Annotated in this window: 12 protein-coding genes; 11 read left to right on the top strand and 1 reads right to left on the bottom strand. The window is 66.1% G+C overall.

Annotated features, from left to right (window positions below):
• Positions 1–23: 23 nt before the first annotated feature.
• Positions 24–2,861 carry a type VI secretion system ATPase TssH gene (tssH, locus tag FJ957_RS19550; RefSeq protein WP_140834182.1) on the bottom strand — a complete coding sequence of 946 codons (2,838 nt, stop codon included), beginning with the start codon at positions 2,859–2,861 and terminating at the stop codon, positions 24–26.
• A gap of 336 nt (positions 2,862–3,197) precedes the next feature.
• On the opposite strand from tssH, the gene tssA reads away from it, so the two are divergent.
• The 11 genes from tssA to tssL all read left to right on the top strand — a co-directional run bounded on the left by tssA (position 3,198) and on the right by tssL (position 15,195).
• Entirely contained in the window at positions 3,198–4,370 is a 1,173-nt protein-coding gene (gene tssA, locus FJ957_RS19545) for a type VI secretion system protein TssA (RefSeq protein WP_140834180.1), read from the top strand.
• Positions 4,371–4,376: 6 nt separating this feature from the next.
• Positions 4,377–4,913, top strand: coding sequence for a type VI secretion system contractile sheath small subunit (tssB, locus tag FJ957_RS19540; RefSeq protein ID WP_140643156.1), 537 nt, complete (start codon positions 4,377–4,379; stop codon positions 4,911–4,913).
• A 3-nt stretch (positions 4,914–4,916) separates the two neighbouring features.
• Entirely contained in the window at positions 4,917–6,422 is a 1,506-nt protein-coding gene (gene tssC, locus FJ957_RS19535) for a type VI secretion system contractile sheath large subunit (protein ID WP_140643158.1), read from the top strand.
• A gap of 64 nt (positions 6,423–6,486) precedes the next feature.
• Positions 6,487–6,936: an Hcp family type VI secretion system effector gene (locus FJ957_RS19530; protein WP_181166839.1), complete on the top strand. Its 450-nt coding sequence runs from the start codon at positions 6,487–6,489 to the stop codon at positions 6,934–6,936.
• A complete protein-coding gene (gene tssE / locus FJ957_RS19525; RefSeq protein ID WP_140834178.1) occupies positions 6,923–7,675 on the top strand; it encodes a type VI secretion system baseplate subunit TssE in 753 nt (250 codons plus the stop codon). Before FJ957_RS19530 ends, tssE begins: the two co-directional genes overlap by 14 nt.
• Position 7,676: 1 nt before the next feature.
• A complete protein-coding gene (tssF, locus tag FJ957_RS19520; RefSeq protein ID WP_140834176.1) occupies positions 7,677–9,551 on the top strand; it encodes a type VI secretion system baseplate subunit TssF in 1,875 nt (624 codons plus the stop codon).
• Positions 9,515–10,582 (top strand): type VI secretion system baseplate subunit TssG, encoded by a 1,068-nt coding sequence (gene tssG / locus FJ957_RS19515; protein WP_140834175.1) that lies wholly within the window; start codon positions 9,515–9,517, stop codon positions 10,580–10,582. The genes tssF and tssG overlap by 37 nt, the downstream gene beginning before the upstream one ends.
• Positions 10,579–12,033, top strand: a complete 1,455-nt coding sequence (tagH, locus tag FJ957_RS19510) for a type VI secretion system-associated FHA domain protein TagH (RefSeq protein WP_140834173.1) — start codon at positions 10,579–10,581, stop codon at positions 12,031–12,033. The genes tssG and tagH overlap by 4 nt, the downstream gene beginning before the upstream one ends.
• Positions 12,034–12,037: 4 nt before the next feature.
• Positions 12,038–12,490 carry a type VI secretion system lipoprotein TssJ gene (tssJ, locus tag FJ957_RS19505; RefSeq protein WP_095765815.1) on the top strand — a complete coding sequence of 151 codons (453 nt, stop codon included), beginning with the start codon at positions 12,038–12,040 and terminating at the stop codon, positions 12,488–12,490.
• 43 nt (positions 12,491–12,533) lie between these two features.
• A complete protein-coding gene (gene tssK / locus FJ957_RS19500; RefSeq protein WP_140834171.1) occupies positions 12,534–13,868 on the top strand; it encodes a type VI secretion system baseplate subunit TssK in 1,335 nt (444 codons plus the stop codon).
• A 4-nt stretch (positions 13,869–13,872) separates the two neighbouring features.
• The gene (gene tssL / locus FJ957_RS19495; protein ID WP_140834169.1) at positions 13,873–15,195 is read left to right on the top strand and encodes a type VI secretion system protein TssL, long form; all 1,323 of its coding nucleotides are present in this window, start codon (positions 13,873–13,875) and stop codon (positions 15,193–15,195) included.
• Position 15,196 lies beyond the last annotated feature (1 nt).

Genomic DNA, 15,196 nt, shown 5'->3' with positions numbered 1-15,196 from the left:
GCCGGGTCCCTCACCGTGGAGGCCTATTCGAACGAGTAGGTAAATCCTTCCGGCGACGCGCCGACTGTGACTTTCGCCATCTTCTTGCCCTCGAGCGAGCGGTTGAGCACGCCGCGGCTGAGTTCCGGCAGCAGCGTGTTGGTGAGGATGGCGTCGATCATGCGCCCGCCGGATTCGATCTCGGTGCAGCGCGACTTGACCAGGTCCATCACGCCGTCGCCAATGACCAGCTCGGCATCGTTGGTTGCCTTGAGGCGCTTGGCGATCTTGCCGAACTGGTGCCTGGCGATCGCCTCGATCATCGCATCCGAGAGCGGATAGTAGGGGATGGTCACCACCCGGCCGAGGAAGGCGGCCGGGAACACCTTCAGCAGCGGGGCGCGCAGCGCGGTGTCGAGATCGTCGATGCCGGTGCGCACCGTGCCGTTCCTGGTGCGGTCCATGATGACGTCGGAGCCGACATTCGAGGTCAGCAGGATCAGCGTGTTCTTGAAGTCGATGCGCCGGCCCTCGCTGTCATCCATCATGCCCTTGTCGAAGACCTGGAAGAAGATCTCGTGCACGTCCGGATGCGCCTTCTCGACCTCGTCGAGCAGGATCACCGAATAGGGTTTCCTGCGCACCGCCTCGGTCAGGATACCGCCCTTGCCGTAGCCGACATAGCCGGGCGGCGCGCCCTTCAGCGTCGAGACGGTGTGCGCTTCCTGGAATTCGGACATGTTGATCGAAATCAGGTTCTGCTCGCCGCCGTAAAGCGTCTCGGCCAGCGCCAGCGCGGTCTCGGTCTTGCCGACGCCGGAGGGGCCGCAAAGCAGGAACACGCCGACCGGTTTTTCCGGCGCGCCGAGGCCGGCGCGGCTGGTCTGGACGCGCTTGGCGATCATTTCCATAGCGTGGTCCTGGCCAACCACGCGCTCGGACAGGGTCGCTGCGAGCTTCAGCGCCTTCTCGGTCTGGCTGGATAGCATGCGTCCGGTCGGGATGCCGGTCCAATCCTGGACCACGGCGGCAACCGCATTGCGGTCGACCGACGGCAGGATCAGCGGCGTCTCGCCCTGCGCGTCGGCAAGCTCGGACATCAGTTCGCGCAGCCGCGCGAGATCGGCGGCGGCCTCATCAGCCGGCTCGGCGGAAGCCGTTTCGGCCTTCGCAACCTTGGCTTTCGAGGACTTTGCCTTCTTCGAACCGGCAGCCTTGCCGTCGCCAGCCTTGCTCTCGCCAGCCTTGCTCTGGGGAGCCTTTTGCTCGGGCGCCTTTGCCGCGCCCTCGGCGCTCCCCGTCTCCGCGGCGGCCTCTTCAACCGCAGCCTCGTCGAGCGGCACGCCCTCGCCGCGCAGCTTGGCGCGCAGGTCGAGGATTTCGCTCACCAAAGCCTTCTCCCGGTCCCAGCGCGCCTGGGCAGCGGCCAGACTGGTCTCGGTTTCCGCCAGCCCGGCGTCGACACGAGCCTGCCGGTCGGCGACATCGATGCCGATCGCCGCCTCGCGGCCGATGATGCCGCTCTCGACCTCGAGCGCCTGGCGGCGGCGCAGGATGTCCTCGACCTCGGCCGGCGTCGCATGTTGCGAGATCGCGACGCGGGCGCAGGCGGTGTCGAGCAGGCTGACCGCCTTGTCCGGCAATTGCCTTGCCGGGATGTAGCGGTGCGAAAGCGAGACCGCCGCCTCGATCGCCTCGTCCAGGATCTGCACCTTGTGATGCTGCTCCAGGACGCCGGCAACGCCGCGCAGCATCAGCACGGCCACCGCTTCCGAGGGTTCGTCGATCTTGACTACCTGGAAACGGCGGGTCAGCGCCGGGTCCTTCTCGATGTGCTGCTTGTATTCGGCCCAGGTCGTGGCCGCGATGGTGCGAAGCTCGCCGCGCGCCAATGCCGGTTTCAGCAGATTGGCGGCGTCGCCGGTTCCGGCCGCGCCGCCGGCGCCGATCAGCGTGTGCGCCTCGTCGATGAACAGGATGATCGGCACCTCGGAAGCCTGGACCTCGTCGATGACCGCCTTCAGCCGCTTTTCAAACTCGCCCTTGACGCTGGCGCCCGCCTGCATCAGCCCGACATCGAGCATGCGCACGCTGACGTTCTGCAATGTCGGCGGCACGTCGCCCTGGGCGATGCGCAGCGCAAAACCCTCGACCGCCGCCGTCTTGCCGACGCCCGCCTCGCCGGTCAGGATCGGGTTGTTTTGCCGACGTCGCATCAAGATATCGACGATCTGCCTGATCTCCGGATCGCGGCCGACGACAGGGTCGATCTTGCCGTCGCGGGCGCGTTGGGTGAGGTCGGTTGCGTATTTCGCCAGCGCCGAATCCCCGCCCGGACCGCGCTTCATCGGCGTCTCGGTAGCGGCCGCGGCGGGCGGTGAGCCGGCTTCGAGAGAGCCTTCGGTGACATCGGCGAAGCGGGAAACGACACCGTCCGCGTCGATCTTGTCGAATTCGGCGCTGATCTTGGACACCAGGCCTTCCAGCACCGGCGTCTTCAGGCAGGCAAGCAGGATATGGGCGCTGCGCACCTCTTCGACGCCGAACTCCAGCGTCGCCAGGTTCCATCCTTCCTGGATGGCGTGGAAGATGTGGTCGGAGAATTCCTCCACCGAGGTGGCGCCGTATGGCAGCTTGTCGATGGCACGGGTCATGTCGGCCGTCAGCCGGCTGGCATCGATACCGGCGTCGGCGACGATCATCTGCACATCCGAGCGCTCGGACAGCACCAGTTGCTGGATGAAATGGACAAGCTCGACATAAGGATTGCCGCGCAGCTTGGCCGTGTCGGCCGCGGCCTTGAAGGCGCGCACCCCCGTGGCGTTGAGCTTGGCAACCAGTTCCTTACGCTTGAAGCTCTGCGATGACCGGCGCTGTTCCATCGAACCTGCTCCCGCAACCTGCCAACCGTACCCTGCCATATAAGCGGCTGCTTGACAAAGCCGTGTGACGGATAGGGGCGTTTGAATCCATCCAGGCGGCACCGCCCGGTTACACAAGCCCTGCAAACTCGCTGCAACAAACACCGGATTGCTGCCTGGGCTATGCGAGCCATTTCACATACCGGGTCCGGCAATCGCGCAATGGGTTTGGCCAAAGAAAAAACGGTCGCGTTTAGCTTCCGTTAGTTTTTGCGCAGGTGCTCAATTGTCGTCGCGTGAGGCCGGTGATAACGTTGCGTCACATAGGGGTCTCAGGGCCGCTGGCTGGGGGTTGGTGTGATTGATCTCGCACTCTGGCTGAATCCTCTGAACGGTGAGAATCCGTCGGGAGAGGACTTGCGCAACGACCCGGCCTTTCATGAGCTGGAGCGCTTGACCGAGCCTCAGCTCAAAGTTGTCCATGACGGCAACAGCAAGCCCGCGTCGCAGTCCAGTCCAGTCGACTGGGCGGCGGTGCTCGAAAGGGCCGAAGAGTTGCGCACCCGCGGCCGGGATCTGCGCCTGCTGGTCATCGTCGCGCGGGCCTTGGCCAACGAGGAAGGCCTTGCCGGCCTCGCCCAGGGGCTGACGTTGATTGCGCGAACCTTCGAGCAGTACTGGGACACGATGCACCCGTCGCTGCGGACGGGGGCGCCACGCGAAGCTGCCTTACGCCGCATCAACGCGCTGCTCGATCTGCAAAACGGCCAAGAAGGCTTGCTGGCGAACCTCAGGCAGGTGGCCTTCTTCTCCCCGCGCGCGATCGGGCCGATCAGCGGCCGGGACCTGGAACAGGCTGCGCTCGACGAACGCGTCATGCTCCAGGAAGCAGCCTCTGGCCTCGGGACCGCCGAAAAGGCGGCGCTGACGAGCGCCCACAACCAGCTGTTGAACCGCGTGCGCACCGCATGCGCGGCGCAAATCGATCAAGCAGCGGATGTAATGACGTCGCTGCTGGCCGACGCGCGTGCCGCGATCGCCGCGCTCGAGGCGGTGGACACCGCACTCAACGCCCGCATCGAAGGCCATGGCGCCACCGTCCCGGAATTGAAGAAGTTCCTGCAGCGTTTGCTGACGACGCTGGAGCGGAATTCCAGCGCCGGCGCCACGGCGAACGGCGCCGCGAAGCCCGCTCCGCAGGCGGCAGCGGAATCAGCGATGCCCGCCCGCAACGGTCATGGAGCCGAGACGATGGCAAGTGTGGCAAGCCCTGTGGACGCGAGCGCCGGTCTGCCGGACCGGATCAACTCGCGCGACGAGGTCGTCAAATGCCTGGACCTCGTGGTCGCCTTCTACGACCGCACCGAACCGTCCAGCCCCATCCCGCATCTCGCCCGGCGCGTGCGCCGGATGGTGCACATGGATTTCGTGGAACTGATGGAAGATCTCGCCCCGTCGGGGCTGAAGGAGTTCCGGCAGCTTGCCGGCGTCCCCGATCCCAAGAAGCCGGCCCAGAAGGATGAAAGGTAGAAAAGCATGCCAGCAGAGAGCAAAGCGAAGGTCATCGAAAGAAACCGCGCGCCGCGCGTGCAGATCGCCTACGATGTTGAGACCTACGGCAGCCCGACGACGATCGAACTGCCGTTCGTCATGGCCGTGATGGCCGACCTTTCGGGCGCTTCGCAGACCAAGGAAGCGTCGAAGTCGGTGCTTGACCGCAACTTCGTCGAAACCGACGCCAACCGCTTCCCGAAATTCATGGAAGCGATGGGGCCGCGGGTGAAGGCGCGGGTGAAGAACACCCTGCCACAGGCCGAGGGCCAGGAGCGGGACGAAGAGCTCATGGTCGATCTCACCTTCTCCAAGATGGGCGACTTCGCGCCGGACAAGGTCGCCGAGCAGGTCCCGCAACTGGCCGAAATCCTGAAGATGCGCCGTCAGCTCGAGGAGTTGCTTGGCTTCATGGACGGCCGCGTCGACGCGGAAAAGCGCATAGCGCAGCTTCTGAACAACGAGCCGCTGCTGAGCAAGATCGCCAGCCAGGCGATGGATGACGGCAAGGGCGAGGAGTAAGTCATGGCCGAACAGCAAAAGACCGCAGCCGCCACCGCCGAGGCGGAAGCCATCGATCTTGGCGAATTCAGCGGCCTCCTTGAAAAGGATTTCAAGGTCAAGAAGGACGACAGCGAGAAGCTGCAGCAATTGGTGCGCAACCTGGCGCTTGCCGCGCAATCGCGCTCCGAGAGCACGACCATCTCGTCCAATGCGATCAAGTCGATCAAGTCGCTGATCGCCGGCATCGACAAGATGCTGACGACACAGGTCAACGAGATCCTGCACGCGCCGGAAGTGCGCGAGATGGAAGGCACGTGGCGCGGCCTCTGGTACCTGATCAACAACACCGAGACGGACACCAAGCTGAAGATCCGGGTGATGAACATCTCCAAGGAGCAGCTGGCCGACACGCTCGAAGACTATGAAGGCCAGATGTGGGACCAGAGCCCGATCTTCAAGAAGGTCTACACGGACGAGTATTCGATGCTGGGCGGCGAGCCGATCGGCTGCATCATCGGCGCCTATGAATTCTCCAACCATCCGCGCGACGTCGGGTTGCTGCGCAACATTTCCGGCGTCTGCGCCTCGGCGCACACCCCGTTCATCGCTGCCGCCTCGCCACGGCTGTTCCGCATGGACAGCTGGCAGGAACTGCCGAACCCGCAGGACCTGCAGATGATCGTGAACAACCCGGCCTATGCCTCATGGCAATCGCTGCGCGAAAGCGAGGACGCCCGCTACATCGGCCTCACCATGCCGCGCGTGCTGGCGCGCCTGCCTTATGGCTCCGAGACGGTTCCGGTGAAGGGCTTCACCTTCGAGGAGGAGGTGGGCGGCGACCACAACAAATATGTCTGGATGAATGCCGCCTTCCCGATGGGCGTGAACATCAACCGCAGCCACAAGCTCTATGGCTGGGGAACGCAGATCCGCGGCGTCGAGAACGGCGGCACGGTGCTCAACCTGCCGGTGCACGCCTTCCCGACCGACGACGGGTCGATCGCGATGAAATGCCCGACGGAAGTCGCCATAGACGACCGGCGCGAGGCGGAACTGGCGAAGCTCGGTCTGATGCCGATCCTGCACCGCAAGAACACCGATCTCGCGGCCTTCATCGGCGCGCATTCGCTGCAGGACGACGAGACGCGCGCCGGGCGTCTGGTCGACCCCGACGCCCAGTCGAACGAACGGCTGAGCGCCAACCTGCCCTACCTCTTCCCGGTCTCGCGCTTCGCGCACTACCTCAAGGCGATCGCGCGCGACAAGATCGGATCGTTCAAGGAACGCACCGACATGGAGACCTGGTTGACCGAATGGATCAACCGGTACGTGCTGGCCAACCCTGCCTTTGCCGACGACAAGGCGCGCGCCAAGCGCCCGCTTGCCGCGGCCGAGGTCCAGGTCGACAGCGTCGAGGGCCGGCCCGGTTACTACAATGCCCGTTTCTATCTGCGTCCGCACTACCAGCTGGAAGGCATCAACGCCTCGCTCCGGCTGGTGTCGGAATTGCCGTCTGTGAAGGGCTGAAAATCGCAAAGTCATCTGTTAGCGGTGGAGAAAGACAATGCCTGATAGAGCCGATGCGCCTTCGATGAAGATCGACGGCTTCCTGAAAGTCCCGGATATCAAGGGCCCGAGCAAGCGCGACGGCCATGAGGACGAGATCGAGATCCATGGCGTCGATTACAAGATGATCGCGCCCTACGATCCCAATTCGCTGTCGCGGCGCGGTCGCGTGTCGATGGGAATGATCAAATTCTTCAAGCACTACGACAAGTCGTCGCCCTACCTGAAGAAGGCGCTGTTCGAGAACAAGGCGCTGGACGAAGTGGTGTTTTCGGCCCGCCGCACCATTGACGGCGAGACCAGCGACTATCTGGTCGTGACGCTCACCGACGCCTCCGTCATGGAATACGACATGCGGCAGGCCCACGACGAGGCGGACCTGATCGAGGAAGAAGTCAGCTTCGCCTACAAGAAGATCAAGTTCGTCTACGACAAGGACGACGAGATCGAAATGGACGTCTATGTCGGCAAGTGAGGCCAAGCGGCCTGGCGCGAAAGCGCAGCTTGCCGGCAGTTCGCGGGCAAAGCGCGAGGCGGTCCAGCCCTCCCTCTGGGACCGCCTCGTCAACGACTTGCCCGGGCTGACGTCGGAGATCGACGGGCTGCGCCGTCTGCTGGAAGAAGAACTCGGCGCCGAGCGCGTCGAGGCTCTTCTTGCCGGCAGCGCGCGCGTCATCGATGCCGATGCCGAACTGACATCCGAGCAGAAACGACGACTGCACAGACTGGTCTTCCAGACCGAGCATCGCACCGAGATCGAAAGCCGCGGCGTGGTGGTGTCGGCGCGCGTGCTCAGGGAAGCCGTCCGGCGCGACATCGAGGCTCTGTTCAACACCGAGCGTTTCGAGTCCGCACCGATGCTTTCCGACGCCGAGCACGAACAGCCCCTGGATGAGCTGCCGCCGCTCGCCGACTTTCCGGAGGTGCGCCGCAGCGTCGTCAACTACGGCGTGCCGTCGTTTTCCGGCCGCTCGTCGCGGGATTTCGACCGCGACACGCTGGCACGCGAGATCCGCGCGGTGCTCGCCACTTTCGAGCCGCGCCTCAAGGAAAGCGCTACGACCGTCAACGTCACGCTTGGCGACAAGACCGTCGGCCTCAAGATCGAGATCGACGCCGTGCTGATCATGACGCCGACGCCGGAACGCATGCGGCTGCGCACCACGATCAATCTCGACAACGGCCTGGCGCGAACCGAATTCCGGGAGACCTGAGATGGATCGGGTCTTCGTGGAGTATTACGAAGAGGAACTGACGCATATCCGCGCGCTGGCCGCGGAATTCGCCGACATGCATCCGGCGGTCGCCCGCAACCTTTCCCTCGACACCGTTCCCTGCCCCGATCCCTATGTCGAACGGCTGCTCGACGGCGTCGCCTTTCTTGCCGCGCGCACGCGGCTCAAGGTCGACGCCGAGCGCTCGCGCTTTTCGCGCGCCGTGCTCGACGTGCTCTATCCGGACCTGGTGACGCCGGCGCCGGCGACCGCGATGGCCGTGCTGAAACCCGGACAGCAGGTGCAGTCGATGATCGCCGGCCATGCCGTGGCGCGCGGCACGCGGCTGGTTTCCGGCCTGCATCCCGGGCTCTCGACGCGCTCGACCTTCACCACCGCGCAAGAGGTCATGCTGTGGCCGATCACGATCAATTCGGTCAGCTATTTCCAGGACCGCAGCGCGCTGGCCGCCGCCGGCATCGCGCCGGTTGGCGGCGTGCGCGGCGAAGCGGCATTCCGCATCGCGCTTACCCGGACCGGGAAGGGCAAGCTCAGCGAATTGTCGCTCGACCGGCTCGATCTCCACTTCGCCGGGCGCACCAAGGCGCCGCTCCTCTTCGACGCGATCTTCGGTGCCTGCTCGGCCGTCGGCGCGCGGGCGGAAGGCAAGACCAATCCGCTCACGGCGCTGCCCGAGCCCGAAATGATCGGCATCCACGACGACGAAGCGCTGATGCCGCGCACGCGCCCGACCTTCGAGGGATACCGGCTGCTGCGCGAATATTTCCTGATCCCCGAGCGCTTCCACTATGTGCGCGTCGCCGGCCTGCAGCCAGTGGTGCGCAAGTGCGATGGGGCAATAGAGATCATCTTCCTGTTCCGGCGTCCGGTGCCGGAACTCGCCGATGTGGCGGTGGCCGATTTCGAGCTGTTCGCAACGCCGATCATCAATCTCTTCGAACGCGAGTGCAATGTCATCGAGATCGACCCGCGCCGGACGCGCCAGGTGCTGCATGCCGACCGCACCCGGGCACGGGACTTCGAGATCTTTCGGGTCACCCGGGTGGAAGACGCCGACGCTGAAGGCAGCGAGGCGATAATCCCGGAATTGTTCAGCCTGGGGCAGAACCGCGGCAGCGGCTGGGTCTATTCGACGGAGCGACGCCCCCGCCGGGCCACGGAGGACGAGCGGCGCGACGGCCTGACCCGCACCTCTTACACGGGCGACGACGTGTTCCTCGCCGTCTCGCGTCCGGCCGGAAGCCAGCCCAACCGGCCGCTGAAGCGGCTCGACGTGATGGCGCTCTGCACCAACCGCGACCTGCCGATCCTGGACGACACGCCGGCGCTGACGCTGGAGACCGCCGATCCGGTGGAAGCGGTACGGCTGCTCGGCGCGTTGCGGCCGCCGCAGCCGGCGATCCCGGCAGCGCTGCCGGCCGGCGCCGAAGGCGAATCCCGCGCCGACAATCTCGCCTGGCGGCTGGTGGCGCAGCTCTCGCTCAATTTCCTCAGCCTCGCCAAGGAAGGTCGCGGCGTCGATCCGCTGCATGCCTTGCTCGACCTCTACGCCGATCGCGGCGATCCGAGCCTTGCCCGCAACGTGCATTCGATCACCCGCATCGACTCGCGGCCGGTAATCGAGCGGCTCAAGATCGACGGGCCGATGTGTTTCGGGCGCGGCACCGAGGTGACGCTGCATGTCGACCAGTCGGTGCTGGCGGGCCAGAGCACGCTGCTGCTTTCGGCCCTGCTTGCGCGGTTGTTCGCCCGCCACGCCGGGATAAATGGTTTCGTGCGGACGCGTACGCGGTTGCTGCAGAAGCAGGAGGATGTGCCATGGCCGATGACGCCCGGCAATCGCTACCTGATCTAGCGCGGCTGGCCCCAACCGAAGCGGAGCCGCTGTCGGAGGGGTACGATTTCTTCGAGCTGCTGCGCCGCCTGGAGCAGCGGCGTGGCTTGTTCGGGCATTCCGGAACCGCGGACCGTGAGCCGGCAAGGATCGGCCAGCATGTGCGCCTGAGCTTCTCGGCGCGGGACGTGATCAAATTCCAGGATGTGGGCGAAAAGGCTCCGGCGCGGGTGACCGTCGCCAATCTCGGCCTGCTCGGGCCGGAAGGGCCGATGCCGCTGCATCTGACACGCTGGGTGCTCGACCGACTGTCGCAGCGCTGGTTCACCGGCGCCGATGCCGAGCAGACCAGCGACACGACCTTCGTCGACTTCGTCAACATCCTGCAGCATCGCATGATCGCGCTCTACTACCGCGCATGGGCGGACGCGCATCCGGCGGTGCAGGTCGAACGTTCGGTCGGCGGGCGCGTCCGCGCCATGCTGGAAGCCATGGCCGGGATCGGCCTTCCCGGCACGCAGGATCCCGAGCTCGACACGGTGCGGCTACGGCAGGCCGGATCGCTGGCAAACCAGGTCGACGGCGCGGAGCGGCTGACGCTGTTTCTCGCCACCGCCTTCAAGGTGCCGGTGCGGATCAAGGAATTCGTCGCCGCCTGGATCACCATTCCGGCGGCGCTGCAGAGCCGTATCGGCAAGGCCTATGCGACGCTCGGCGGCGGCGCGACGATCGGGCCGCGCGTCTTCAGCCGGCAGAGCCGGATCGAATTGCGCGTCGGACCGCTGAGTCTCGACGACTTCAGGTCCTTCCTGCCCGGAGAACGGCGCCTTGCTCTGTTCAAGAAGGCAGTGCGGGACATGATCGGCGAAGCGCTCGATGTCGATCTCAGGATCGTGCTCGCGCGTGAAGCCGTGCCTTCGCCGAAGATGGGAACCATCCAGCTCGGCCGAACCTCCTGGCTTTCACGCCCCGCCGAAAGGGGGGACGCCGACGATCTCAGGTTGCGCACCATCGTCGGCTGGCGACCGGAAATGGCGGAGGCAGCCGCATGAGCCTGCTGCTGACGCTGGAACAAGGCCCGCGCTCGCAGGCGGTCAGGCAGACCCGGCTGGACGAAGGCGAACTGGTGATCGGCCGCAGCGCCGATGCCGGCTGGCAGATCGACGATCCGGACATGTTCGTTTCACGCGCCCACTGCAAGATCAGCGGCGGCCGCGACGGCTATTACGTCACCGACACGTCGAGCAGCGGATTGTTCATCGACGATTCCGACAGCCCGCTCGGCACCGGCAGGTCGACGCGCCTGCAAAGCGGCATGCGGCTGCGCCTGGGCGACTATGTGCTGCATGTCGAGGTGCAGCCCAGCGCTGGCCACACCTCGATCGGTCAGGCGCCGGTCGCCAACGCCGCGCCGGTATGGTCGCCGCCGCAATCGCGGACGCCCCCCAGCATCGGCGGCGACGATTTCTTCTCGGCCAAAGTCGAGGAAGAGCCGCAGCTGCCGCGCCCGGCAGGGCTGCCCGATCCGTTCGAACAGCCTGTGCGCGGGGCTTACGATCGCGCCGCGAACCAGCGCAGCTCGCCCGCCTTCGACGACCCGTTCAGCCTCGATCCGGTGGCGACGCCGGCCTCGAGCGAAGAGCCTGACGCCGCCCAAGCGGACCCCTTCGGCTTCGGCGAGATGCCATCGCGCAACGATATGCCCGAGCCCGCGCCGAAACCGTCCGGCTTCGACGATTTCAGCTTCGGACCAGCCGCGACGCCCGCTTCCGGCAGCAGCGCCGACGCAACCGGTCGCGACGGGCGGCCCGCCGAGAAGCCGAAGGCCGCCCGTCCATGGGAGATACCGGCGCAGGCGGCCGACCCCTCAGCGCCACCACCTCGCCCTGTTCCGGTGCCCAAGCCATCACGTCCGGCGCAACCGGCGTCCAGCGAGATAGCGTTGCGCGCCGCGTTCCTGCGCGGCATGGGCGTCGAGGAGGCCGATTTTCCCGGGCGCGATGCGATTGCCGAAATGGAAAAGTTCGGGCGGGAATACCGGCTGATGCTCGATGGCCTGATGCAGCTCCTGCGCAAGCGCGCCGAAGAGAAGGGAAGCGCGCGTGTCGCCCAGACCATGGTCGGGGCCTCCGAGGTCAACCCGCTCAAATTCCTGCCGACGGTCGAGGATGTCATCGTCACCATCATCGCGGAACGCAGCCCCGGCTTTCTCTCCGGCGAGGCGGCGATCGGCGACGCGGTCAAGGACCTCGCGCAGCATCACGTGCGCGCCTGGCGCGGCGTGCAGGCGGCGCTGCGGCGCATGATCGACCGTTTCGATCCGGCCGCGATCGAAGAAGAGCTCAAGTCCAATTCCGCGATCGGCAATCTGCTCGCCGGCGGGCGCAATGCCAAGCTGTGGGAACTTTACCAGAAACGCCATCGCGACATCGCCCAGAGCGCGGAATCGAGCTTCCTGGGCGAGATCGGCGCAGACTTCAGGGATGCATATGAAGAGGAGTAGGGACATGATCGACAGACGTGAATTCATCGTCGCCATCGGCGCGACGGGGCTGCTTGCGGCTTGCCAGAGCGGCCCGCCGAAACCATCGGTCATCTCGGTCAACGTGACCGGCGGCGCCGGCATGAATCCGGGACCGGGCGGCGGCGACCGGCCGGTGACGGTACTGGTGATGCGGCTTGCCAGCACAGGCAAGTTCAACTCGGCCGACTATTTCGCGCTGCAGGGCGATGCGGGCTCGGCGCTCGGGGCCGACCTCATCGGCTCGGACGCGATCTCGGTTGCTCCGGGCAAGACGGCGGCAAAAACCATCACGGTCGAACCGAACGCCACCGCGCTCGGCTTCGTGGCGCTGATCCGCGAGCCTGGCGGACGCAACTGGCGCACGACCAAGTCGGTGTCGCCGGGCTCGAAATTCACCATCAACGTCAGCCTCGGCAAGGGCGGCATCTCCGCTTAGCAACGTGGCAACCAGGCGGCAGGGCAGTGCAGAGAGTAATGGCATGAGCGACGCAAACAGGGTGCTGTGGTCGGAGGGCCTGTTTCTCAGGACCCAGCATTTCCAGCAGCAGGACCGGTTCTTCGAGGGGATGGTGCGCGGCGCCTTGCAGGCCGGCCAGCTCCATACGTTCGGCTTCCAGCAGCTGACGCTCGACCAGTCGCTGCTCGATGCCGGCCAGGTCTCGATCGTGTCCGCCCGGGGCATCTTCCCGGACGGCACGCCCTTCTCCATCCCGGAACTGATGGACGCGCCGAAGCCGCTGCCGGTCACGGCCGACACCGGCGCCGGGCCGGTGCTGGTGGCGTTGCCGCTCGAGCCGCCCGGCGGCGTCGGATTCGATCCGGCGCATGCCGCATCGACGGGCGCGCGCTACCACGGCAAGATCGTCCCGGTGCGCGATGCCGTGCAGGGCGGCGCCGATCCCGAGGAGATCGAAATCGCCCGACCGCAAGCGGTGCTGCTGGCGCCCGGCAAATCGGTCGGCGGCTACACCGCGCTGCCGGTCGCCGACATCAAGGGCGTGCGCACCGATGGCGGCGTCTCGCTCGACCAGGCCTTCCTGCCGCCGACGCTGATCACCGGCGCCGCCCACTGGTATCGGCAATTGCTGCAGGAGGTCGTCACCGGCCTCGACCAGATCGCCGAGGCGCATGGCAAGATGGTGATGGGCGGGGCCGGGCGCAGCGTCGAGGACCTTTTGATGCTGCACTTGGCCAACGCCGCGCGGCCACGCCTTGCCCATATGCTGGCCCAGGATGTCTTCCATCCGGCCGAGCTTTATCTCGAACTTGCCGGCCTCGCCGGCGAGATGGCCACCTACGGCTCGAGCTCGCGGCGGCTCGGCGAACTGCCGGCCTACGATCACATGGCGCCCGGCCCCGCCTATATGGCGCTGGCCGACGCCTTGCGTTCGCTCATCCTCAGCCTGCGCTACATCGAGCCGAAATCGCGCGCGCTGCCGGTCATGCGGCACGCGACCAATGTCTGGAAGGTGCGCATCGACAACCCGAAGCTTTTGGTCGCCAGCCGCATCGTCATCCGCGTCGGCTCCGAGCTTTCGGAAGACGCGCTGCGCAAGATCTTCGTCAACCAGGCGACGGTCGGATCCGCCGACCAGTTCGAAGGCCTATGGAAGTCTCGCCTGCCTGGCATTCCGCTGAAACCGCTTCATTCGCAGCCGCGCGAGATCCCTTATGACGGCGACCGGCTGTGCCTGGAGCTCGACCAGAAGAGCGAGCATTGGGCCTCGCTGCTCGACGCCCCCGGCTTCGTCATCGGCGTTTCCGGTGTGCTGCCGAGCGAGCCGCAGGTCGACTGCTATTCGGTGAACAGGTGAGGCCATGAGCCGGGATGATCCTTTCGGACTGTCGGAGGATCGGGAGCGCACCCGCATCCGGCTGACCGGCGCGGCGCCCCGGCCGATGGCGCCGCTGGCGCCGGGAGCGCCGGTCAAACGGGCGCGCTCGCATCCCAATACGCTCATCAACATCTTCGCGCCGCTGCTCGAATTCGCGCCCGAGCTCGAAAGCGCGCTGGCGCCTGAGAATCCGGAAGTCATGCGCACGCGCCTGCTCGACGAGTTGGTGCGGGCCCGCGATGCAGCGGTTGCGGCCGGTTCATCGCTGGAGCGCGCCGACCAGGCCGCATGGGCGGTAGCGGCGCTGCTCGACGATCTCGCGCTCAACACGCCATGGGGCGGCGCCAGCGCCTGGCCGCGCCAGCCGCTTGTGGTCATGCTGCGCGGCGACGTCGATGCCGGCACCCAGTTCTTCACGCGGCTCGACGAGCTGGAGCGGCATCCCAACCGCGACCGGGAAATGCTGGAGCTGCAATATTGCTGCCTCGCGCTCGGCTTCCGCGGCAAGTATCGCGTGCCCGGCCGCGCCGGCGACCGTTCGCTCAACGCCGTGCGCGTGGCGGCGGCGCGCTTCCTGCGCAACGCGGACGCGGAAGACGCGCCGCTGTCGCCGAACTGGAAAGGCGTGATCGCCTCCGACGAGCCGCAGCGCTTCATCGTTCCGATCTGGGTGATGGCGCTTGCGGCGATCGTCGTCGCCGCGGCTGCCTATATCGGCCTGTCGATGGGCCTGAGCAGCCAGGCGGTCGAACTCTCGGCGCTGGTGCGCACGCTGCCGCCGGCCTCGCGCGGCGACGTCACCCGCGCCGCGCCACAGCAAGATGCGCCCGAACCGCCCCAGCCCGTCGATTTCGCGCTGCTGCCCGAATTCAAGGCCGAAGCGCCGGACAACCTCAAGGGGGCGCTGAGCGGCACGGAGAGCGTCTCGCTGGCCAAGCTGATCGTCCAGTCCTCCAATCCGGAGCTGTTCCAGTCTTCGCGGCCGACGCTGACGGAAGGGTACGAGCCGCTGATCGCAGCGATCGCCAAGGTGATCCTGGACAACAAGGAGCTGATCGGGAAAATCACCGTCGTCGGCCATACCGACAATGTGCGCCTGCAAAAGTCCAACCCGTTTGCCAGCAACCAGCGGCTGTCGGAAGCGCGCGCCGAAACCATAGCCAAGCTTCTGGTGCAGGCCGGCGTGCCGCAAGAAAGCATCTCTTCCGAGGGCCGCGCCGAAACCGATCCGGTGGCCGACAACTCGACGCGCGAAGGCCGTGCGCTCAACCGGCGCGTCGAGGTTTTGGTCGAGAAGAGGCTCTGAG

It is taken from the genome of Mesorhizobium sp. B2-4-6, from assembly GCF_006442775.1.
In the GTDB taxonomy this organism is placed as follows: Bacteria; Pseudomonadota; Alphaproteobacteria; order Rhizobiales; family Rhizobiaceae; genus Mesorhizobium.
This window is presented reverse-complemented; position numbering and strand designations above follow the sequence as displayed.

Coding starts and splice junctions, on each gene's coding strand:
- tssL (WP_140834169.1), top strand. CDS start 13,873: ATGAGCCGGGATGATCCTTTCGGACTGTCGGAGGATCGGGAGCGCACC.
- tssH (WP_140834182.1), bottom strand. CDS start 2,861: ATGGAACAGCGCCGGTCATCGCAGAGCTTCAAGCGTAAGGAACTGGTT.
- tssK (WP_140834171.1), top strand. CDS start 12,534: ATGAGCGACGCAAACAGGGTGCTGTGGTCGGAGGGCCTGTTTCTCAGG.
- tssB (WP_140643156.1), top strand. CDS start 4,377: ATGCCAGCAGAGAGCAAAGCGAAGGTCATCGAAAGAAACCGCGCGCCG.
- FJ957_RS19530 (WP_181166839.1), top strand. CDS start 6,487: ATGAAGATCGACGGCTTCCTGAAAGTCCCGGATATCAAGGGCCCGAGC.
- tagH (WP_140834173.1), top strand. CDS start 10,579: ATGAGCCTGCTGCTGACGCTGGAACAAGGCCCGCGCTCGCAGGCGGTC.
- tssC (WP_140643158.1), top strand. CDS start 4,917: ATGGCCGAACAGCAAAAGACCGCAGCCGCCACCGCCGAGGCGGAAGCC.
- tssE (WP_140834178.1), top strand. CDS start 6,923: ATGTCGGCAAGTGAGGCCAAGCGGCCTGGCGCGAAAGCGCAGCTTGCC.
- tssG (WP_140834175.1), top strand. CDS start 9,515: ATGGCCGATGACGCCCGGCAATCGCTACCTGATCTAGCGCGGCTGGCC.
- tssJ (WP_095765815.1), top strand. CDS start 12,038: ATGATCGACAGACGTGAATTCATCGTCGCCATCGGCGCGACGGGGCTG.
- tssF (WP_140834176.1), top strand. CDS start 7,677: ATGGATCGGGTCTTCGTGGAGTATTACGAAGAGGAACTGACGCATATC.